Source organism: Flavobacterium sp. N502540 (genome assembly GCF_025947365.1).
In the GTDB taxonomy this organism is placed as follows: domain Bacteria; phylum Bacteroidota; class Bacteroidia; order Flavobacteriales; family Flavobacteriaceae; genus Flavobacterium.
The window spans coordinates 3,647,481-3,671,073 of sequence record NZ_CP110012.1 but is presented as its reverse complement, the minus strand read 5'-3'; the positions used below and the strand labels follow the sequence as shown (position 1 = coordinate 3,671,073).

Sequence of the window (23,593 nt, the reverse complement as noted above, 5' to 3'; positions counted from 1 at the left end):
AGCAAGCAAAAATTATAAATTTCAAATACTAGTGGAAATCAAGAAAACAATCTTGGTTTCCATTACCCATAAAGAATGATTTTAAGAAGAATAATTTTAAGTACACTACTGCTTTTCACCGGTACCTTTGCTTTTTCACAAAACTTTAATGTACAGGAACTAGGCAAAGCCAAACTCATAAATGTCAGTGGTGGTGCATCTGCCAATACGGTATTCTATTCCGGTAATGCCACAAGAGAGCCCTTTAGTTACTTTTTGAACGGAAACATCAATTTCAACATTGCGAACCTGTACAACATACCGCTTTCCTTTTCCTATACCAATCAAAAATTCGGGTACGACAAACCCGTTTTAATGAATCGTTTGAGTATACATCCGTCTTATAAATGGATTACAGCCCATATTGGAGACGTAAGCATGACTTTCTCTCCTTACACCCTGAGCGGTCATCAGTTTTCAGGTTTTGGAGTTGATTTAACCCCACAAGGAAAATTTAAAATCAGCGCCATGTACGGACGACTGCTAAAAAGCAGCGAATACAATTCTGCCTATCCGGATATCCTGCCAGCCTACAAAAGATTCGGATATGGATTTAAAACCGCTTATTCCTTAGAAAAAATAAACCTGGGACTTACTTTGTTCAAAGCAAGAGATCAGATCAATTCTTTAAACAACCCTGTACCCTTTGAACTGGATGTTGCTCCAAAGGAAAATGCTGCCATTAGTTTTGAAACTAACTTTAAGCTTTTTCAAAAACTGCAAGTCTCGACCGAATATGCCAACAGCAGTATTACAGAAGATTTAAGAGTTGTGGCAGGTGGAAAAGCAAAAGGAGTTTCCTCTCTTCTATTGGGTAGAAACAGCACAACAACCAGCTATAATGCCTTCAAAGGACAGTTGGCTTACCCGGCCGGAAAAGGTACTTTAGGATTAGGTTACGAACGAATTGACCCTAACTACAGAACTTTTGGAGGATATTATTTCAACAACGATTTAGAAAACATAACCGTTAATGCGACCCAAAATCTGTATAAAGATAAAGTATCACTTGCCTTAAACTTAGGACTTCAAAAAGACAATTTAGAAAAGCAGAAAGAAAGCCAGATGAAACGTTTGGTAACCTCTGCTAATGTCGATTTGAGACCCAATCAAAAATTAAGCCTGAACCTGAACTACTCTAACTTTCAATCGTTCACCAACAGCCGTAATCAGTTTGACTACATCAATCAGGTTTCAAATTACGAGTATTTAGACACTTTGAACTTTAGACAAGTCAACCAAAATTTAGGTCTGACGGTAAACTATTTATTAAGAAACGACAAACAGCTAAAAAAAGCCATAAGCGCCAATTTCTCGATGCAGGATGCTGTAAACCAACAACAAGGAAAAGCAGTTGCAGGTGGAGCTTCTACCTATTACAACTCAGCCCTTACCTATTCGCTAAGTTATCCGCAAAAAGAACTAAGCTTCAATGGTTCCGTAAATAATACCTACGGACAAACAGACGGAGGAACAAATTTTATTATCGGACCAACAGTCGGAGCCACCAAATTATTCCTGGACAAAAAACTGAATGCGACTGCCTCGACCAGTTACAATACTAGTTATAACAATGGTCAGAAGCAAAACGACATCTTCAACTTCAGATTGAACGGATCTTACATTTATCTTGAAAAACACAATTTCAATATGAGTGTCATCACCTTATTCAATAAGACAGGTACAGGCAAAAACAACGATCTGACCGCTACCCTGTCTTATACCTATTCTTTCGACAAAATCAAAATGCGTCCGAAAAGAGAACCAAGAACCGACGAGGACATGAACCTTACTTCTATTCTGAAAATAAACCTCAACGGAAAAATTTTAGAAGGAACACGTGATCAGATTACTGCTCAATTAAAAGAAATGCAATTGGCACTAAACCCATTACCGGAAAAAGAAAGCACCAATTTAGAGCATTTACTCACTCTGGCTTCCCTTACACCGGATGACAAACAATTTAAAGAGAAAGTATTGGATTATCTTGAAGCTTACAACATCGAAGCAGAAAGCGTAAAAAAATTCAACGAATACCTTCTTGAAGCCGCCAAAAAATTGGAGATCGAAATGAAGAACAAAGATTCAAATCTGGAAAATGCTTACGTTTCGGCCTTAGGAAAGGTAAACAGCCACAAACTGCATGGCGTGAGTGAAGAAAATAACGCTGATAAAGCAGCTTTCAAATCCTATCAGAAATTAATGGAAAGAAGCAATAAAAATCGTGATCAGCTCACACGTCACCGATGGATGCTCAAAGAAATTTCGACATTGACTAAACTGCCGGCTGCCGAAATACAGCAAAATCCCGCTGCAGTAGTTTTTAGCGCAGAACAAATTGAAGAAGCTTTTAAATCGATAAAAGATAAAAAACCCGGTCCTGAAATAATAGCCGCTATCGAAATCAAAATGATACCGTTTTATCATGATCTGGCTCTCAAAAATGCAAACAGTGATGAAATCGATCTTAACCATATTCAAAAATAAAAGGAGTCAATACCTACTTACTAACCTGACAAAAAATGGATAAAATTCAATTACCCAAAATGCTGAAAAACTTACACCTGTACCTGCTGCTGCTCTGCTCTCTAGTAGGATTTGAGGGCTTTGCACAAACCTTCCCGATTTCGGTTACGACCCAAATTACGCAGCCATCCCCTATTTACCTGAGCAAATATGCCGATGCGACTACTATAAACAGTCCCATTAAAATCCAGTTGCTGCTCAACGATTTGACCATCTCCAACCGTCAGGTTCGATTAAAAATTTACTTTCAGGGCAACGGAATTTCGTTCAGCAACAACGATTTTGTTGCAGGAGCAAAACCACTGTACCTCGAAGGAGGATTCCCATTGCAATTAACCAATGTTGATCTGGCTCCCTATTTTCAATACCAGAACTTGTTGGGATTAAATCCAAATCAATATGCACAGCCTTTACCAGAAGGAATTAGTAACTTTTATGTAGAGGTATATGATTTTGCTACAGGAAAAAAACTGTCCAGAAAAACAGGTACAACTACTGTTATTTTTCAAAATGAACCGCCCTTCCTAAACCTGCCTTTAAACAATGCTTCGATCATGCAGCAAAACCTGCAGAACATTGTTTTCAGCTGGACGCCAAGAAGCATCAACGTTAGTAATGTAGAATACGAATTTTCATTAGTCGAAATCTGGGACAGCTACACCCCGGTGCAAAATGCATTCGCTTATTCACCTCCGCTATATACCACAACCACCAAAATGACCACTCTGCAGTACGGCATGAGTGAACCTCAACTGATTCCCGGTAAAAAATACGCCTGGCGCATCAAAGCAAAAGCCATTTTAGGAGCCGAAGAAATTGGTGTATTTAAAAACAACGGTTATACCGAAATCTTTGCTTTTACCTACGAAGTATTCTGTACCTCTCCCCTTGCCATCAAAACGGAAAGTATCAGTCAGGATCAGGCCAAAATAAGCTGGAGCGGTAACATCGACAACTTTGACTATCAGGTAAACTATCGTGAGAAAAATTCCGGTTCGGAATGGTACAAAGCTGTCACACCAAGAGAAAATATTACGCTTAGCAACTTAAAACCTAACACCACCTACGAATATACCGTAGGATCATCCTGTGATATAGGCAAATACATTAAAAGTTCAATCTTTGAATTCACTACCATTGCCAGAGATGAAATTGTATTTCAGGGTTGCGGTATCAAGCCGGATCCCCGAGATCTTGCCAACCAGACACCGCTTCCGGAACTTTTCTCAAATGATGTAGTTTCAGCGGGGGATTTTCCTATCGTAGTTTTAAAAGCAACCGGAAGTAATGGTAATTTCTCGGGAGAAGGTTATGTAACCCTTCCTTTCCTGGAGAAATTCAGAAAACTGATTGATGCTGCTGATGCCTTAGGTGCAAAAGATGAAAACGGAGCTTCAAAAGGAAACCTTAGCGAAAACACCCGAATCAGAATAACCTTTAACAACATCGGTGTTAACAGCGATTTTAAATTAATTTCAGGAGAAATTATTGCAGCCTATGATCCTACCTGGAGCGGTATCTCAGATTTAGATGGTGTCATTAATGACGCCTTTGGTGACGCCGGGAATGTGGTCAATCAGGACATCCAGTTCCCTATAAAATCAGTAGTAAAAAATCCGGATGGAAGCATTACAATAACAGGTCCGGATGATGTTAAAGTTAACTTACCAAAAACGGTAAATGATATTATAATTACGGATAAAAACGGTAAACAATATGCCGTTCCTGCTAATGCCCCTGCCGGAAATATCGAAAAAACAGGACAACTCGCTCCGGGAGGAATTCCAAATTCCAAGAATACAAACGGAATGGGATCTGGTGGAAGTGTGACTGAAATTTCGTCTGCAGATGTAAATGTAATTTTCTCTAAAGGAAATGGATTTTATGCTTTTGATAATGCCCCTGCAGCAGCAAACGGAAGCTTAGGTAAAACTTACGAAACAATCCCTCAAAAAAGTGGTGGTACGTACAATGTAAATTTGAAAGCTATTTCAAACAGTCCTAATAAAACGGATATTGTAACCGCAACCGCCAACTTTAAAAACGGAAAAACCAAAAAAGATCTTGTCTTTAAAACTCAAAATGGTACCGCTATTGACAGTACTCAAATTGTTTGGAAAGATAATGTTGCAACATTAACCCTGAAAAAAACTTTAGATTTTGCTAAAGAAACAGTTATTGCAACCGTAAAACCTGCTGCATCAAAAGACCCGAAAGAAACTGTCGGGAAATACGATATTGCCGGAGCGATAGATTTATGGCATTTGACCAATAAAAAAGTAAATGTAATACTGGTTAGCGTTAACAATGCTTCAATACCTGCTAATGCAAAAGAGCAATTGAATGCAATTTATGAACCAGCCGGAATAACATTTGACGTTAATACCATAAATGTAACCTTAGACAACAGCTGGGGAGAAAGCATCGAAACCAGTGACAGCGACTTGCTGAACACCTATACACCGGACCAACAGCAAATCACCAATAATCTAAAAGCAAAATTAGGTTCCGATTATAAAAAAGACACCTATTATGTAATTTATACCGGAGCTCCTTCCGATAAATCAAACATTCTGGGCTTTATGCCACTGAAGCGACAATATGGTTTTATTTTCAACAAAACCAATACCGTTCGTACATTGGCTCACGAATTAGGTCATGGTGTCTTTGGATTGAAGCATCCATTTACAGAGTATAACACGACTACAACCACAGACCTTTTAATGGATTACGGTACGGGAGTACTTTTAAGCCATAATGACTGGCAGGTACTTCATGCGCCCGGATTACAATTGTATCCGTTTATTCAGGGGGATAGTGATGGGGAAAATGTTAAAACATATGAAAAAATCCCTTACACTTTTGCTAACTTAGATAAAGACTCTAAAGATGATTCAAAAGGAACAGTATCATTCATTACACCTGATGGTCAAATCGTATCTATTAATCACAAGAAATTAATGAGATATGAATTTATTTATGGATCTATAAGTGGGAATGAAGATTCAAAATCATACAACAACAAAACTAAAACTGGTGCCTTAAAAAGATTTGAAAAACTTGAAGATGATGGAAAAACAATACATGAATATGTATATGATCCTTCGAAAGGATATGTTGATCTACAAGATAAAAAAATATATAAAGATGTCACTGATTTTAGTAAAGTTGATGGTTTTATCTATCCATTGTTAAATTCTAATTCAAATTATGCAATTTTCAAATTATCATTCCCTATTTCAGAACACCAAAAAATAACTCAATACAATGGTGGAACAGGAGAAATTACACTTGATGTATTTATTAATAAAATTGCACCTTACTCTTCTCGTTTTCTAAATAATTTAAGCAAAGAAATTTCTGTATCCAACAATTCTTGTTTGTGGTGCTATGACCAAAACACAAAGAATATGCTTAAGGAACATTTTGGTAAACCTGAGCAGCTATGGATAAATAAAATTGCCGAAATGCGAGTAGTATATCCTGGCTTTTTTGACAAATTTTCAAATACATATTCGGAAAACTCAGGTGCAGGTGCTACAGTGTATACTGGTCCAATAAAAACCACTTATAAATGGTATGAAAATTTTAGAGTTAATTTAAACGACCATACGGGATGGAGAGGACAAGCAAACACATATAATTTTGTATATGAACTATACAACAGCTCAGACAAACAGAAATATTACGAAAAATACTTTCAGTACTTTGATACCTCTCTTAATGAACAGGTGAAAAACAATAATGAATGTCTTAAATCTTTATTTGACCCAAATATTACACTTAAAACTATCAATGAAGAACAAGTTAAATGTTTAAAGTTAGCTACAGAACTAGAATATCAAAATTTAAACTCTGAAAGAGCAATAGCATTAGTTAAAACTCTAATGCAAAGAAATTTATGGGATGAAGAAGAAGAAAAAATTATTGTAAAGATAATTGCTTATACTAAATTTAATTCAAACACTCTAATCGATTTATTAGAAAATGACAAAATAGTTTTCAGCTGGCCAAATACGAGAGGCGGTTCGGGCCCGGCAACAATAAAAAGAGAATTTCCTCTGTGGTACATCATATATCTTAAAATAAATGACAGCAATCTAGTAATCTCTGGTGACAACCGAAAGTTGCTGATGAGCGTATTCTATCAGCATTTCCTAAGATCCGAAAAATATACTAATGGTATTAACAAAATTATAGACAGCTATAAACTAAAATCTGTTAAGGAACTTACTGAATATCTTAAAAAACCTGAAGTTGCGGTTACATATGATTATAAAAATATCTTTGTCAGAGGATATGCAGATTTTGCGTCATATCTATCAAGTTCAACAGTTATTGGTCTTTTTTATGATTATAATGGTAAAAGCCATAAATTTTTATCTATAGACGCTAAGTATGATGAGCAGACAAAAAAAATCAATGTAGAGCAAGTCCTAAAAGAAGGTTTGTTTAAAAATGAATCAATGAGTACAAAATTGTATTCTCCTTTTGATTTTATGCTCTTTAAAAACTTATCAAAAGATAATCTTCTCACAGATTATACTGCAAATAAAGATAAGGACGGAAAACCAGTTGCAATTCCTGTACCGGCAATCTTATCTCTTTATTCAAGTGATGTTGGTGATAGCCAAACTCAGGCCGATATTATACAAACCTCATTTGATGCTTTAACATTAGCTATACCAGGCGGTCAATTAACAAAATTAGGAAGAGTTTTATTTTATGCAGATAAAATAAGTTCTGTCGCAAGTATGGCAGGAACTGCTTTTAGAGAACAAGACCCAAAACTTGCGAACTTTTTTAATAAAGCTAGTTTGGCAACTGGTATTGTTTCTATTGGTGATTTAGTTATGCCAAATAATATGTTGAAAATTTCTAATGAATTTGAAGCTATTAATGACGCTAAAAATATTGGTGAAATTGTTGGCGAAACACAATTGAATTACAAGGCTATTGATATAAAAAATCAATCAATTGAATTTGCTGCTGAAACTAAGCTTTTAAATACGAACAACAATATTCAACTATTATCTAAACCTACAAAAGAACTATCTGCTATACAGTTAGAGAAAAATTTAGATGCTTTAAAAAATGCAAAAGCAATTACTACCACAGAAATAGAATTGATAAACAATGCAATCTTAATATTGAGATCAGAAAAAGGAGTTAGTGAAACGAGAGATTTGTTAACTTTACTTAAAAAATCTGAATTAAGTTCACTTAATAAAGAAGTTGAAGGCCTTAGCGTTGCTACTAAAGAAGATTTTCTAAAAGATTTTGCAAAAGCTGACTTAGCAACTTTAAGAAAGTTACAAGATGAAAAATTAGTAGTATATTGGTCTAAATGGGCTTCTAAAGGAATCAAAGGCAGTGAAGAGTTGTCTACTATTTCTAGAATTGAAAAGTTAAAGAAAGGAACTTTTGAAGCTTTTGAAAGTACCGTTGGTAATTCTACAATAGCTCAAAGAGTAAAAGCGTATGAGCTATGGGGTGATGAGAAATGGGATGAACTATATGATTTCTTCCATGCAGATCCAGGTAATGAAATTAATGGAGGTTGGCCACCGTTTGACGGCTTCATAAAAATAGAAACTGTAAAAAAAGACACAGAAATTCTAGCGGAGGGAGGAATATTTGATCGTTTTCAAAATCCAAAAGTGGATAAAGCTGATGGAAAAATTACAGAAGTTACTGAATTAGGTGGTGGATTTGCAAGTCCTGTATACAAAAATGAATATAATAAAATTGACATTCAATATACCTATGATTCTAGAGCTTTATTAGAAGATGTACAAGAAGGTATGGTATATATAAAATTTAAAATAAAAGATGCGTCAGGAATAGAATTTAGCTATGGAGACGCAATTCCATGGAAAAATAAAAATGGGATTAAACAACAAGGACTAGCTAAACAAATACGAACAAAACCTAAATTCCATGAGTCGTCCTTCAAAAAAGGAATTACTTATGATATTGTACAACGTTCTGTTTTTAGAGGAGGCAAATGGGTAGATGATATTGAAGACTTGACATACAAAATGGATAAAATAATTACTAAAATTGATTGTAGCAAATGAAACTAATAGAAAACTTTTATTGTATCCAGACAGAGATCATGGGTAACGGAACTGAAAAAGTTAGCCAAGGTATGACTTCAATAAAAACTGAATTAATAAGACCTAGTATAAAAATTATAAACGAATATGGCGGTAGTACTTCCTCTGAAAAAAAAGAGTATAGAAAAAAATTAATCGCTAATCCTTATATAGATCCGAAAGAATCTTTTACAATAGGTGAATTATCATTTTTATCTAAGACATACGGGTTTGAAATTCAAGAAGATCTTAAATATAAAGGCTATTATGATACTATTTTAAGGATAAATAAAATGTATAAATCTCCTGGAGAGATCATTCTAATTGAACAAAATGAAAAAGAATATTTAAGGATAGAATTTAGTAGATGGACATCCGAGGCTCAACCAAGAAGTGCGGCGGAAGATAGCTTAGGAGAAGACGTTACTTATATAGTAGGTATCTGGGAGTCACCATTATTAACAGATGAAATAATTGCAAAAATAAAAGGCATAAAATAATGAAAAACAGAATAAAATTCTATTTAACACTCTGGATTGTATTATTCGCATTTTTAAACGTAAATGCACAATGTGAGACAATTATGAGATTCTTTAAAGATGATATGTATACATCTAAGGAACTTGTAGCATTTGCCGAAAAAGAACCACAAAAGGCGTTTGATTCTTGGAAAGTTTTATACAATGAGAAAACAGGTCTAACAAAAAATATAGAAGAGCTTAATCTGGTTTCAAAGAATTTAGATGAAATTAAGAATGTTGGCGGATATGTAAAATGGAAAGATTTAAAAGATGTTGAAAAGTTTCCAACTCCTTTAAACGAAGGCAAAAATATTTTTAGGGGATACGCATCTGACTATCTAAAAGCCAAAACTCGATTTAAACAATTCCGCGAAAATAATATTTATGAATTAAGAAAAAAATATTCTGGAAACGAATTACTAGAAGAAATCCAGAAGTTCGACAAACGAAATTTAGCTTATTTTGATGGTAAAATAGATAATCTATACATAACTTCAACCGATGTTAAAATAAGTGGAAATAAATTTGATGGAGAACCAATATTCGATTCATATAAAATTGATAAGCAAAGTAATATAAATACTGATAGCGCATGGAGTAGAGAATTTGATACAGAATATGTAGGATTAAGTGAGATAGCTCAAAAATTAGGTGGCAAAAAAGGAGCTATTCTACCTAAAGTAAAGGGTGAAATTACAATTGCTTCTGAATTACCATATTGTATTTCCTGCCAAGGAGTTATACAGGATTTTGCTAATATGTTCCCTAATGTGAAAATAAATTTGGTAGATGGAATTAAAAACATAAAATAATTTTAAAATGGAAAATATTGATTTTGACACTAATCCAATTTGTAATATAAGAGAAGAGAAATTCGATTGGGGAGAACCTTATAATATATACACTCCAATTTTCAAAACAGACATCGAAGGAAATCTATCACTTTTGGAATTTTCCATTGAATTATTTGGAAAAAACAATTTTAAAAAACAATTATTATTATTACACAATAAACTAGCCAATTATGAAGAGTTTAATTCTATTGAAAATTTAAATGAAGAAATTTCCAATAGAGAACATCTACTTGATTTAATAAATAAATATATAGTTATTAATAATGAATGTATTACTCCTTGGGTAAAATATAGTTTATCTATAACAGAAACTGACTATATAAATTTATTAGAGGAAATATTGAATTTGAAATTAAACTATGTAAAAGAGATTTAACTTGAAAATTGCAATAAATAAAAGACTCTAGGTCAATTGCATTTGAAACAATGACTATAGTTAAGAAAACTACTAGAGAAATAATTGTTGAAATTGGAGATATTAAACCAGTTTATTTAATTTGTAATCTATTTTTTGATTATTTTGGAGTTGAAGAAATAAAAGTAAATATTAATATCAAATTTGAATAGTTATTATGCCTTATGACATAGAAGATTTTACAAATGCATTAATGAAGAGGCTGGATGGCATAAAGAAAGAAGTATAAAAAATAATTTTCAATGAACATACTTTACAATGGATGACTCAAGAAAGAAAAGAATTAGATATTATTCTTCCTAAAAATTCAATCTTAAAAAAAAACCATGGGGTTGAATAAAATTTAAAAACTAATTCTCCTATAAACACAAAAAGCTCTGGAAGTCCAGAGCTTTTTCTATTCAAAAAAACAACAAATCAATCAATTCTCTTTAATCACTTTTTTCTCTTTATAGTTAATCCCTAGTCCTCCGGCAATATAAACCTTAATCAACTCCTCAGTGTTGATCTTTATGTTTTGATGAAGAACCTTTCCTTTCACTTTTTTAAGGTCGAAAGGGATCGTTTTGGATAAATAATAATCCCCGCTCGAGATTGTAATCATAAGGGCTTCACCCTTTTTAGAAACCAAGGACGTAATCGAAAAATCACCGGTTTTTGAATCTATTTTCATAGGAGGCTGTGAATCATTGATACTAAGGGTTAAATTCGGATAGACTTTGCCGCTTAAGGGCCTGTTGGTTTTTGCATCTAACAACTTCCCTTTGATTGTTATCGAAATTTCTTCCTGAACGGTTTGACTAATGGCTATTTTCCCCAGAATATTACTTTTAGGTACTGATTCATTTATTTCAGTCTGAACCGGAGTTTTTTCCTGTCCAGCAACATTTGAAGCCAGCAGAATAGAAGCTGCTACTGCCGCATACTTCAGATTATTCATTTTGGAAGTCTCCTGGTGCACAAACTCCTCTTCTAACTGTGTTGTTTTTAATCGGGCACAAATATTCTTGTCTTTATTATTGGCAATGAATCTGGCCACTTCAGTATTCGTTTTTCGGCTTAAATCAATTACATTCTTAACACAGGTATTACAAAATGACCCTTCTGAATTAGGGATCATATTATCAAAATTTTCAGAACAAGGATTCGCTATTTCTAAGGTGAATTTCTTTTTCATACGATACTATTTTTAGTTTAAATCGTTCAAAAGACGATTATACTTCTATAGAGTGTATTTTAAATGAAAAGGTTGGGAAGAACTAAAAAATATTTTTCTTTTTTGTCTCACTACGAATTAAAAAAGACAGGTTTTTATCCAAATTCAGCTATATTTACAAAAAAAATAAAAGAATGAAAACATCAAAATACACCAGATATGCGATAATCCTTTTGGTTGTTGTATTCGTTGTTCTAAGTGTGCTAAGCTAAAATGACAATCATCTGAAAAAAATCTGCTTTAAGCTGACACGTATTCTATAACCGGTAACATCAATCATGTTACCGGTTTAGTTTTATATTTGACCTGTTTAAATACAGAAAATCATTTAAAATTGGCGGCTTCCAAAAAATTAAGATAAAAAAAACTCCATCCGTAAAACGAATGGAGTCTTATATTTAAAAAAGCAGTTTAATGTACTACTTTACAAATTCAATTTTTTGAACTTCTTCTTCATTAACACTGTCAAAGAAACCTTGTTCGTTCATCCAGTCATCGCTGAATACTTTACTCATATAACGAGAACCGTGATCCGGAAATATAGCAATAATATTACTGTCTTTTGTAAATTCTCCTTCTTCTGCATATTGCTTAATAGCTTGCATTACAGCTCCTGAAGTATATCCTACGAATAAACCTTCCTTTCTGGTGATCTCCCTTGCAGAGTGAGCGCTTTCTTCATCCGTCACTTTCATGAACTTATCGATGATATCAAAATCTGTCGCTGAGGGAATTAAGTTTTTACCTAAACCTTCAATACGGTACGGGTAAATCTCTTTGTTATCGAACTCTTTCGTTTCGTGGTATTTTTTTAATACTGATCCAAAAGCATCAACACCTAAAATTCTAATATTCGGGTTTTTCTCTTTTAAGAATTTTGCAGTTCCTGAGATCGTTCCTCCTGTTCCGCTGCAGGCAATAAGATGCGTAATTTTTCCTTTTGTCTGTTCCCAGATTTCCGGTCCGGTAGAGTTATAATGCGCATCAATATTCAATTGATTAAAGTACTGATTAATGTACACAGAACCTTTTGTTTCTTCGTGTAAACGTTTCGCTACATTATAGTATGATCTTTCATCATCTGCTGAAACGTGAGCCGGGCATACATAAACTTTTGCACCTAAACTCCTCAACATGTCTATTTTATCTTTCGATGATTTTGAACTTACTGCCAAAATACAATTATAGCCTTTTATAATGCTTACCATAGCCAAACTAAAACCTGTATTACCGGATGTTGTTTCGATAATGGTATCACCTGGTGATAGAATACCTCTTTTTTCGGCCTCTTCAAGAATGTATAACGCTATTCTATCTTTTGAGGAATGTCCCGGATTAAAAGCTTCAACCTTTGCGTAGAAATTACCTTCTAACTCTTCGGTGATTTTATTTAGTTTAATAAGGGGGGTATTGCCTATTAATTCTAAAACATTATTATAAGCGTTTATTTCTTCTTTCATAAAAAAATAGTTAATCAAAGGCATTTTAAAATAACCTTGATAGGTTGCAAATTTAACAAAAAAAATCTAATTAGCTTTTAATTTTTTCTAAATCTAATAAAAAACTAAATTCCTTTGCTAAGTCTTTTAGAGCCTCAAAACGTCCTGAAGCTCCGCCATGTCCGGCATCCATATTAGTGTCTAAAAACAATAAATTGCCATTTGTTTTTAAATTTCTCAATTTGGCTACCCATTTGGCAGGTTCCCAATACTGCACCTGCGAATCGTGTAATCCGGTAGAAACATACATATTAGGATAATTTTGAGCTTTTACATTATCATACGGCGAGTACGACAACATATAATCGTAATATTTTTTATTGTTGGGATTCCCCCATTCATCATATTCTCCTGTGGTCAACGGAATACTGTCGTCCAGCATTGTGGTAATAACATCTACAAAAGGCACCTGAGCAATCACTCCGTTATACAGTTCCGGTGCTTCGTTCGAGATAACTCCCATTAAAAGCCCTCCCGCTGATCCTCCTTCTGCGTACAAATGTTTAGAAGAAGTGTATTTTTCGTTAATTACAAATTTAGAGCAATCGATGAAATCTGTAAAGGTATTTTTCTTTTTTAACAGTTTTCCATCTTCATACCATTGTCTCCCTAAATCTTCTCCTCCTCTGATATGGGCAATTGCATAAACAAAACCACGATCCAGTAATGAAAGTCTTGTAGAAGAAAAATAAGTATCCATTGTGATTCCGTAAGAACCATAAGCATAAAGAAGTAACGGATTTTTACCGTTTTTTTCCAATCCTTTTCTGTAAATCATCGAAATAGGCACTTTAACACCATCCCTGGCTGTTGCCCAAACGCGTTCTTCGATATAATTTTCTTTATCGAATTTACCTCCTAAAACCTCCTGCTCTTTTAAAACTTCTTTGGTTTTAGTCTTCATATTGAAATCGATCACAGAAGATGGTGTTGCCAGTGATTGGTAACTGTAACGCAAAATATCCGTATCAAAATCAACATTTGTTGTGGTATATGCATTATACGTTTCGCTGCCAAAAGGCAAATAATAATCGGGCTCACCATTCCATGGCATAATGCGAATGTGGTTCAAACCATTTGAGCGTTCTTCAACCACTAAATAGTTCTTAAAAATTTCAATATCTTCCAATAAAACATCTTCACGATGCGGAATAAGATCTACCCAATTCCTTTTTCCTGTTTTGTTTTCAGGAGTTTTCATCAGCTTGAAGTTAGTTGCCTTGTCTTTATTCGTTAGAATGTAAAACGAATCTTCATAATGCGAAATACTGTACTCCAGCCCACGAACACGGGTCTGAAACACTTCAAACTCCCCATCCGGGTTATCAGAATTCAAAATTCTGTATTCTGTAGTTAAGGTACTTCCGGAACCAATTACGATATATTTTCTTGATTTCTCTTTGCTGACAGAAACATTAAAGGTGTCATCCGTTTCATTAAAAACCAAAACATCCTTTGCTGCATCTGTATGTAATTTGTGTCTGAAAATTTTATCCGCTCTTAACGTTACTTGGTCTTGTTTGGTATAAAAAACAGTTTTATTATCATTGGCCCAAACCGATCCTCCAGTTGCATTTTCGATTTTATCCTTTAAAATTTCTCCCGTTTCTAAGTTTTTAAACTGAATCGTGTAAATTCTTCTTCCTACAATATCAACTCCGAAACTTGCAAATTTATTATCAGGGCTTATACTTAAACCTCCTAATTTAAAATAAGCATGTCCTTTTGCCAATTCATTGCAATTGAATAAAATTTCTTCTTCAGCAGAGAGACTTCCTTTTTTTCTGGCAAAAATTGGATAATCCTGACCTGTCTCAAAACGGGTGATGTAATAATACCCATTGTAAAAATAAGGAACAGAGGAATCATCTTCTTTAATTCTTCCTTTCATTTCTTCATACAAGTCTTCCTGAAACCCTTTTGTATGTGAAGTCATACTTTCGTAATAGGCATTCTCCTGATTCAGATAATCAATTACCTCAGGGTTTTCGCGATCATTTAACCAGAAATAATTATCGACTCTGGTTTCTTTATGTTTTTTTAGTGATTTTGGAACTTCTTTGGCTATTGGGGCCACTATATCGTTTTGCATTGATTGAGCATTAGTTTTTAAATACGAAGCAGCAAAAATACTATAAACACAACAGAACCAAATTAATTTTTTCATAAAATATATGTTGCTTTCATACAGCAATATACTAATTTTGTACGGAATAATTTAAAAATCAACTAAAATGGATTTAATGGGAATGATGGGTAAACTTAAAGAAACCCAGCAAAAAATTGAAGATACAAAAAAACGTTTAGACACCGTTTTGATTGATGAACAAAGCGCTGACGGATTATTAAAAATAACATTAACAGCAAATAGAAAAGTAAAATCAATCAGCATTGATGATTCTTTATTGGAAGATAAAGAACAACTTGAAGACTACCTTATTGTAACTCTGAATAAAGCAATAGAAAAAGCAACAAGCGTAAACGAAAGAGAATTGGATGCTGTTGCCAAAATGGATATGCCAATGATTCCGGGAATGGATAATCTTTTTAAATAAGGTTAAAACTCAAGGTGTAAAGGCTCAGAGTAGCAAAGGACAAGGGCTTTTGCTTTGTCAAATTTGAGTGCTATAAACAAAAAAGATACACAGATCTGTGTATCTTTTTTGTTTAATCTTTGTCCCTTTGAACCTTTGCAGCCCTGAAACTTTAACTAAAACTTCTGCAACGTTTCAATTACATAGGTATGCATTACTTCTTTATAATCTAAATGCGTCACGATTCGAAGCTTATTATGCCCCATCGAGCTTATTAAGATATTTTTTTGTTTTAGCTTTTCAATCAAAAGCTGATCACTATATCCTTCTGCCAAAGAAAAAATCAAAATATTCGTTTCTACAGGCTCTATTGCTGAAACCCAGGATTTTGTACTTAATACAGCCGCAATTTCTTTAGCTCTTCTGTGGTCTTCTGCCAGTCTTTCAATATTATGTGCCAAAGCGAACAATCCCGCTGCTGCCAAATATCCTACCTGACGCATTCCTCCGCCAAGTATCTTCCTTATTCTCAACGCTCTACGAATATCTTCTTTCGTTCCTAGCAACACAGAACCTATTGGAGCACCTAATCCTTTAGACAGACAAACCGATATTGTATCGAAAATTGCTCCAAATTCTTTTGGGTTTTGTCTTTTTGCCACCAATGCATTCCAAATTCTCGCTCCATCCAAATGGAATTTCAGATTATTAGCATCGCAAACTTTTTTTATCTCTCTTAAATCTTCTAATTCATAACAAGCCCCACCCCCTTTATTGGTCGTATTCTCTACACAAACCAAACTTGTTAACGGACTGTGGTAAAACTCAGGATCATTAATCGCCGCAGCAACCTGACTGGCATTTATCATCCCTCGATGTCCGTCTAACAAACAACAGGATACACCGCTGTTGAACGAAACTCCTCCTCCTTCATAATGATAAACATGAGCATATTTATCTGCAATCAATTGTTCTCCGGGCTGTGTATGTAATTTAATTGCGGTTTGATTTGCCATAGTTCCAGACGGAAAAAAAAGCCCGGCTTCCATACCAAAAAACTCAGCAACTCTAGTCTCTAATTCGATAACTGTAGGATCTTGCCTGTATACGTCATCCCCAACATGAGCATTAAACATATACTGCAACATTTCATATGTTGGTTTAGTAATGGTATCGCTAATTAAATTTATTTCCATATTCTAAAAACTATATCTTATTTTTGTACAGCAAAATTACGTATTACTGTTAGTTAATTTTGGTAAGTTTCAGTAAATTTTAACTTCCCGATAACGATAGAACCAAATTAACGTAATATTTGTAAAAAACATATAAAACTACTATTAATTTATGACAACGACCGAACAAATAAAAGGTATTGTGGAGCGCCTTGGTGCGTTGAGGAGGTATCTTTGACGTTGATGCCAAACTAATCGAAATTGCGAACGAGGAAGAAAAAACTTTTGCACCTGATTTTTGGAACAATGCAAAAGAAGCTGAAGCTATTGTAAAAAACCTTCGAAACAAGAAAAAATGGATCGAAGATTACAACAAAGCAATCGAACTTACTGATGAATTGCAACTTGCGCATGATTTTTATAAAGAAGGCGAACTTTCTGCAGCAGAGCTAGACGAGCATTACAACACTACTCAAGCTCATATTGAAAACATCGAATTTAAAAACATGCTTTCAGATGAAGGAGACAGTTTAAGTGCCGTAGTACAAATTACAGCCGGAGCCGGAGGAACTGAAAGTTGTGACTGGGCCGGAATGCTAATGCGTATGTATATGATGTGGGGAGAAAGTTACGGTTACAAAATCAAAGAACTTAACTTTCAGGAAGGTGATGTAGCCGGAATTAAAACCGTAACTTTAGAATTCGAAGGAGATTATTCTTTCGGTTATCTAAAGGGTGAAAACGGAGTACATCGTTTGGTGCGAATCTCTCCTTTTGACAGTAATGCCAAACGTCATACTTCGTTCGTATCTGTTTATGTGTATCCGCTTGTTGACGATAGTATCGAAATTGACATTAATCCTGCCGATATCGAAATTACAACTTCCCGTTCCAGTGGTGCCGGAGGGCAAAACGTAAATAAGGTCGAAACCAAAGTGCAATTAGTACACAAGCCAACCGGAATTCAGATTCAATGTTCTGAAACAAGATCTCAACAGGACAACAGACAACGTGCTATGCAAATGTTACGTTCTCAATTGTATGAAATTGAGTTAAAAAAACAACAAGCTCAACGTGCCGATATAGAAGCAGGAAAAATGAAAATCGAATGGGGTTCACAAATACGTAACTACGTAATGCAGCCTTATAAATTAGTAAAAGACGTTCGTACAGGCTACGAAACCAGCGATGTTGATGGCGTTATGAATGGAAATATAGATCCGTTCCTAAAAGCCTACTTAATGATGATGGGACAGAAAGAGGAAGAATAAATTAGTGATCAGTTTGCAGTCTCAGTTTTCAGTTCACTGAGACTGACAACCGAGACCTAATACTGAGACTGAAAACTTAAAAGAAAAAGTTATGATAAAATGGGCAGATGTAATTCATTTTACAAATAAAGGAAATCCGATACCGGAAAAAAGAGTAGAAAAAACAGAGGAAGAATGGAAACAGCTTTTGACTCCCGAAGAATTTCAGGTAACCCGATTAAAAGGTACCGAAAGATCCTTCAGTTCTGAACTTTGCAGTTTGTTTGATCCCGGAATTTATGAATGTAAATGCTGTGGAACTTTATTATTTGATGCTTCAGAGAAGTTTGAGTCAGGAACAGGATGGCCTTCATTTACTCAGCCTTTAAAAGAAAATGCCATTGCATACCATGCCGACAAATCATACGGAATGATTCGGGTTGAAGTCGTTTGCAATACTTGTGATGCCCATTTAGGACACGTTTTTCCTGACGGTCCCGAACCTAGTGGCCTGCGATATTGTATTAATGCAGTTTCTCTTTCTAAAATAAAAGATTAAAAAAATAAAAATCGATTCCTTTCATGAAAAGCGAATCGATTTTTTTATATCCTACAACCTTTTAAATAGTTTTCAATAATTTTGTAAGTTACTACCTATCAATAAACTAAAGACTGTTTTCACTCACAACTCATATCAATTTAAAACCTAATTTACAGCAAAAAACCAACAGGAACAACTTAAATACAAACTAAAAAACATTAATAAATTAATAGCTAAAATGTTAATTTTGTAATATTTAAACTATTATTTTAAATATATTTCAATAAACTCAAAAATAACATTAGGTAATTAGAATCTAATTGATTTTATTTGGGAAAAATTAACCCCTATAATCTATTACATTCATTAAATGAAATCCTATTCAATTCAAGAAATTAACGAAGTAATCAATGGCGTAATTTACGGCACTACTTCACAAAGCATTACAGCCACAGAGCAACTAGAAAAAGCGACAACTTCAGAAATTTCATTTATAGGAAACAAAAAATATGAAAAATACTGGTCAACTTCAAATGCATCGATTGCAGTAGTTAACGAAGATATTTCAATAGAGCCAGGGGAAAATCGTGCCTTTATCAAAGTAAAAAATGCCGATCTGGCCATGTCTCAAATTCTAGCCCTTTTTGCCCCTCCTGCCCCAATATTCCATACTAATATTCACAAAACCGCTACTGTAGATGAAACAGCCATTATTGGTGAAGGCGCCAAAATTGGTGCCGGCTGCTACATTGGACCAAAAGTAGAGATTGGCTCCCATACCACTATTTATCCAAACGTAACTATTCTTGACGAATCAACCGTTGGTAATAATACTGTTATCTGGTCCGGAACAGTTGTAAGGGAACGTTGTCATATTGGCAACGATTGTATCATTCATCCTAATGCAACAATTGGCGCTGATGGTTTTGGATTTCGTCCATGCAGCGAGAAAGGATTAGTGAAAATTCCGCAAATTGGAAACGTAATTATTGGAAACGGAGTTGAGATTGGTGCGAATACTTGCGTAGACCGCGGAAAATTCAGCTCTACTATTCTTGGTGATGGCTGCAAAATCGACAATCTGGTACAAATAGGACACAATAGTAAACTAGGTAAGTTTTGCATCATGGCAGGAAACAGCGGTTTAGCCGGTTCTGTAACTTTAGGAAATGGCGTTATCATTGGAGGAAGCGCTTCCATCAAAGATCATACAACAATTGGTGATGGTGCTGTAGTTGGAGCAGGTTCAGGAGTTATTTGTGATGTTGCTGCCGGAAAAACCATGTTAGGTTATCCCGCTGTAGAAGCTCGAGATGCTTTAAAACAATGGGCCCTTCTAAAACGAATGGTTTGTGATATTAAAAAATAAAAAATTGATGATATAAAAAACCGGAAGTTCGCTTCCGGTTTTTTTATGTCTTAAACAGGCGCTTTACTTCTGCTAAAAGATACTAAAAATTTAACTATCGCAACCTTAATTTAATTTCACAACAGCACAATATTTATTATGTGGGTTTCAATTGATTTTGTAAATTAGCCAACACTATTTTGTTAAAACATTAAAATATTATGGATTTAAACTTCAATAAAAACGAAGATCACAATAAATTACTACTTTCTGAACTAAAACAAAAATTTGCTAAAGTAAAATTAGGAGGAGGCGAAAAACGTATCGAAAAGCTGCATGCCGAAGGCAAAATGACCGCACGCGAACGTATTGACTACTTGTTAGACGAAAATTCTAAAAGTATTGAAATCGGAGCTTTTGTTGGTGAAGGAATGTATGCCGAACATGGCGGCTGTCCGTCTGGAGGCGTTGTCATTAAAATAGGATACATCAGAGGAAAACAATGCATAGTGGTAGCAAATGATGCTACCGTAAAAGCCGGTGCCTGGTTTCCAATTACCGGAAAGAAAAACCTTCGTGCGCAGGAAATTGCCATGGAAAACAGATTACCGATCATTTACCTAGTAGACAGTGCCGGTGTTTATTTACCACTTCAGGATGAAATTTTCCCTGATAAAGAACACTTCGGAAGAATCTTTAGAAACAATGCACAAATGAGCAGTATGGGAATCACCCAAATTGCCGCCGTAATGGGCAGCTGCGTTGCCGGAGGTGCCTACCTGCCTATTATGAGTGATGAGGCTTTAATTGTAGACAAAACGGGAAGTATTTTCCTTGCTGGAAGCTATTTGGTAAAAGCCGCCATTGGAGAAACCATCGACAATGAAACTTTGGGTGGTGCTACAACGCACTGTGAAATCTCAGGCGTTACCGATTACAAAGCCAAAGATGATAAAGATGCCCTCGAAAAGATAAAAAACATCGTAGACAAAATCGGTGATTTTGATAAGGCCGGCTATAGCCGTATCAAAGCCGAAAAACCTGCTCTGGAACCTAAAGATATCTACGGAATCCTGCCAAAGGCGAGAAACGAGCAATATGATATGATGGAAATTATCAATCGTTTGGTTGATAATTCAGAATTTGAAGCTTACAAAGAAGGTTACGGTCAGTCTCTAATTACCGGGTATGCCAGAATTGACGGCTGGGCTGTTGGAATTATAGCCAATCAAAGAAAAGTAGTGAAAACTAAAAAAGGAGAAATGCAATTTGGAGGGGTTATCTACTCTGATAGTGCCGACAAAGCGACTCGTTTTATTGCCAATTGTAATCAGAAGAAAATACCTTTAGTTTTTTTACAGGACGTTACCGGTTTTATGGTCGGATCAAAGTCAGAACATGGCGGAATTATAAAAGACGGTGCTAAAATGGTAAATGCTGTAAGTAATTCGGTTGTTCCTAAATTTACCGTTATCGTTGGAAATTCTTACGGTGCCGGAAACTACGCAATGTGTGGAAAAGCTTATGATCCAAGATTAATTTTCGCGTGGCCAAGTGCTGAGCTTGCTGTTATGGGTGGAACTCAGGCTGCAAAAGTATTAGCTCAAATTGAAGCTTCTTCATTAAAAGCAAAAGGAGAAATCGTAGACGAAGAAAAAGAAACGGAACTGTTCAACAAAATAAAAGCGCGTTACGATGCACAAACCTCTCCTTACTACGCTGCTTCAAGATTATGGACAGATGCTATTATTGATCCTCTTGACACCCGTACCTGGATTTCTATGGGGATTGAAGCCGCTAACCATTCTCCTATTCAAAAACCTTTTAATTTGGGAGTGATTCAGGTTTAAGTTTTAAGACATTCCCATAAATGCGTTAAATAAAAAGTAAAAAACTTATTTTCAGTTACTTAAAAATAAATATATCATTAAAAATCAGTAACTTTAGTGAGTAATTTTTAATCACGTAGTATCATGGAAAATGTAAAAAGCTTAAATAAATGGGCCAATTCGCACACTTATTTACCTGTAGATTTAGTACGTATTGTATTGGGTGTTTTTTTATTTATGAAAGGAGTTTCATTTGTAACGAATGTTCAGTATCTGCATGATTTAATTTCTCCTATTGATAAATTTGGCGGCGGAATGTTTCTATTACATTACATCGCACCAGCCCACATGATTGGAGGTATAATGATCGTTTTCGGGCTGCTTACCCGTTGGGCAATAGCTGCTCAATTACCCATCCTTTTTGGGGCCGTTCTGATTAATTTTATGGGACACATGCATTCTGAAAGCTTGATTCTTGCAATTGTAGTTTTATTAGTTTGTGTGTTCTTTTTATTCTATGGAAGCGGAAAACACTCAGCTGACTATTATTTCAAAATGCAACAATAACTTTGTTTTATCCTCAACTGTACCAATTAAAAGTTGAGGATAAAATAATTAGCCCCTTTTGAAACGTTAATTAATGCTGCAAAATTTCTTTAATTGTCTTTTAAGAGTTAAATTCGCGACCATGAATTGGATTCGTAAGACTGTTACTTTTATATCACTTTTGATCATCACTTTTTTTGCCGCTCAGGCAAGCGAGTCTGTTGTTGACAAAAGTGAAAGTAAAAAAACAGACACTACTTTTTCTATCGACTATACCGACTCATTGGCTTTTATTCAGCCACAAACCGGTTATCATCTGGTAGGGAATATCAAAACCAATTCTTCCGGTTTAATCAAATGGTTTGACTCTTTATTGGTCGCTGTACCTCAGCATCAGGCCGTAAATACTGCCTCAAACTTTGCCAATCAGTTTAACACTCAGAGCAAAAAAGTTCTTTTAATGCTCTACCCCTTCCATTTTTTCTGGTAGATTACTTTATGAATTTTTAGTCGAAAAGATCTTTCTTTTCCCAATTATTAAGCCGTTTTCACCCTGAAAACTGTTTACTATTTCATATCAATTTATCAAATTTTAAAACAAATGGAAACAAGTGTAACCATAATTGGTATTGTGATCGCCATCATAGTAGCCATTCCTATTTATTTTTCAGCACGTTCAAACGCTGCAAACAAATCTAAAATCCTAAACATAAAAAAGAGATTCAATCCAACACATCCGGAAGACTTTGATCTAACCGAATCTCAAAGCAATAAAACGCTGACAATTGATCAAAAGAATAAAAAATTCATTCTGATGAATTTCAACCCCAATCAGGAAGAATCTACTTATGTTGATTTGAAAAAAGTCTCTTCCTGCAAATTGACACTTACAACCGACGGAAACTCGGATACCATACTAAAAATCGATTTTGAATTTCTGGACAAAGAAACTTCAAAAAAAAATACAATTGCTTTCTATGATTTCGACGATGACCGCATTAAACAAATAAGCGCTTATCAGGATCATGTGTTTGCGAAAAAATGGCTTAAAATCATTCAGGATTCTATTTAAATGTTAGTTATTTAATTCAACTAAAAGAGGCTCAAAATGGGCTACCAAGTGAACACAAATTCCACGAATTTGCACAAATTTTACCCCGTTAAGCTTGTTCGTGAAATTAGTTTCACAACAAATTGGTGAC

At 34.8% G+C, this 23,593-nt stretch carries 17 protein-coding genes; 13 read left to right on the top strand and 4 right to left on the bottom strand.

The features are described from left to right. The first annotated feature begins 75 nt into the window (after positions 1-75). The 5 genes from OLM58_RS15520 to OLM58_RS15500 are packed head-to-tail and all read left to right on the top strand — an operon-like array spanning position 76 to position 10,414. Positions 76-2,526 carry an outer membrane beta-barrel family protein gene (locus OLM58_RS15520; protein WP_264529649.1) on the top strand — a complete coding sequence of 817 codons (2,451 nt, stop codon included), beginning with the start codon at positions 76-78 and terminating at the stop codon, positions 2,524-2,526. A gap of 35 nt (positions 2,527-2,561) precedes the next feature. After that, positions 2,562-8,645 (top strand): fibronectin type III domain-containing protein, encoded by a 6,084-nt coding sequence (locus OLM58_RS15515; RefSeq protein ID WP_264529648.1) that lies wholly within the window; start codon positions 2,562-2,564, stop codon positions 8,643-8,645. Beyond that, positions 8,642-9,163, top strand: a complete 522-nt coding sequence (locus OLM58_RS15510; protein ID WP_264529647.1) for a hypothetical protein — start codon at positions 8,642-8,644, stop codon at positions 9,161-9,163. The genes OLM58_RS15515 and OLM58_RS15510 overlap by 4 nt, the downstream gene beginning before the upstream one ends. Next, a complete protein-coding gene (locus tag OLM58_RS15505) occupies positions 9,163-9,996 on the top strand; it encodes a deaminase domain-containing protein (protein ID WP_264529646.1) in 834 nt (277 codons plus the stop codon). Before OLM58_RS15510 ends, OLM58_RS15505 begins: the two co-directional genes overlap by 1 nt. A gap of 7 nt (positions 9,997-10,003) precedes the next feature. Further along, positions 10,004-10,414: a hypothetical protein gene (locus OLM58_RS15500; RefSeq protein WP_264529645.1), complete on the top strand. Its 411-nt coding sequence runs from the start codon at positions 10,004-10,006 to the stop codon at positions 10,412-10,414. A 460-nt stretch (positions 10,415-10,874) separates the two neighbouring features. On the opposite strand, the gene OLM58_RS15495 is transcribed toward OLM58_RS15500, so the two are convergent. The 3 genes from OLM58_RS15495 to OLM58_RS15485 form a co-directional block, all read right to left on the bottom strand. After that, entirely contained in the window at positions 10,875-11,630 is a 756-nt protein-coding gene (locus OLM58_RS15495) for a hypothetical protein (RefSeq protein WP_264529644.1), read from the bottom strand. A 458-nt stretch (positions 11,631-12,088) separates the two neighbouring features. Continuing rightward, positions 12,089-13,129, bottom strand: a complete 1,041-nt coding sequence (locus OLM58_RS15490) for a PLP-dependent cysteine synthase family protein (RefSeq protein WP_202704234.1) — start codon at positions 13,127-13,129, stop codon at positions 12,089-12,091. Positions 13,130-13,199: 70 nt separating this feature from the next. Further along, positions 13,200-15,335 carry a S9 family peptidase gene (locus tag OLM58_RS15485; protein WP_264529643.1) on the bottom strand — a complete coding sequence of 712 codons (2,136 nt, stop codon included), beginning with the start codon at positions 15,333-15,335 and terminating at the stop codon, positions 13,200-13,202. 67 nt (positions 15,336-15,402) lie between these two features. On the opposite strand from OLM58_RS15485, the gene OLM58_RS15480 reads away from it, so the two are divergent. Further along, positions 15,403-15,723, top strand: coding sequence for a YbaB/EbfC family nucleoid-associated protein (locus OLM58_RS15480; protein ID WP_017498214.1), 321 nt, complete (start codon positions 15,403-15,405; stop codon positions 15,721-15,723). A gap of 155 nt (positions 15,724-15,878) precedes the next feature. Here the strand turns inward: OLM58_RS15480 and OLM58_RS15475 are convergent, their stop codons facing one another. Continuing rightward, complete coding sequence (locus OLM58_RS15475) at positions 15,879-16,898, bottom strand: threonine aldolase family protein (protein ID WP_017498347.1); 1,020 nt, start codon at positions 16,896-16,898, stop codon at positions 15,879-15,881. A 151-nt stretch (positions 16,899-17,049) separates the two neighbouring features. Here OLM58_RS15475 and prfB point away from each other — a divergent pair. From prfB to OLM58_RS15440, 7 genes are all read left to right on the top strand, one after another. Next, a protein-coding gene (prfB, locus tag OLM58_RS15470; RefSeq protein WP_123923490.1) for a peptide chain release factor 2 occupies positions 17,050-18,148 on the top strand; the annotation gives its coding sequence in 2 pieces (ribosomal slippage) (positions 17,050-17,112 and positions 17,114-18,148; 1,098 coding nt in all). Positions 18,149-18,239: 91 nt separating this feature from the next. Beyond that, positions 18,240-18,686 carry a peptide-methionine (R)-S-oxide reductase MsrB gene (msrB, locus tag OLM58_RS15465; protein ID WP_264529642.1) on the top strand — a complete coding sequence of 149 codons (447 nt, stop codon included), beginning with the start codon at positions 18,240-18,242 and terminating at the stop codon, positions 18,684-18,686. Positions 18,687-19,038: 352 nt separating this feature from the next. Then, positions 19,039-20,037 (top strand): UDP-3-O-(3-hydroxymyristoyl)glucosamine N-acyltransferase, encoded by a 999-nt coding sequence (lpxD, locus tag OLM58_RS15460; protein WP_264529641.1) that lies wholly within the window; start codon positions 19,039-19,041, stop codon positions 20,035-20,037. Positions 20,038-20,237: 200 nt separating this feature from the next. After that, positions 20,238-21,866, top strand: a complete 1,629-nt coding sequence (locus OLM58_RS15455; protein WP_264529640.1) for an acyl-CoA carboxylase subunit beta — start codon at positions 20,238-20,240, stop codon at positions 21,864-21,866. A 123-nt stretch (positions 21,867-21,989) separates the two neighbouring features. Beyond that, positions 21,990-22,412: a DoxX family protein gene (locus tag OLM58_RS15450; RefSeq protein ID WP_017498342.1), complete on the top strand. Its 423-nt coding sequence runs from the start codon at positions 21,990-21,992 to the stop codon at positions 22,410-22,412. Between the two features lie 121 nt (positions 22,413-22,533). Beyond that, positions 22,534-22,881, top strand: coding sequence for a hypothetical protein (locus OLM58_RS15445; RefSeq protein ID WP_264529639.1), 348 nt, complete (start codon positions 22,534-22,536; stop codon positions 22,879-22,881). A gap of 111 nt (positions 22,882-22,992) precedes the next feature. Further along, entirely contained in the window at positions 22,993-23,463 is a 471-nt protein-coding gene (locus tag OLM58_RS15440; RefSeq protein WP_264529638.1) for a hypothetical protein, read from the top strand. Positions 23,464-23,593: the final 130 nt, after the last annotated feature.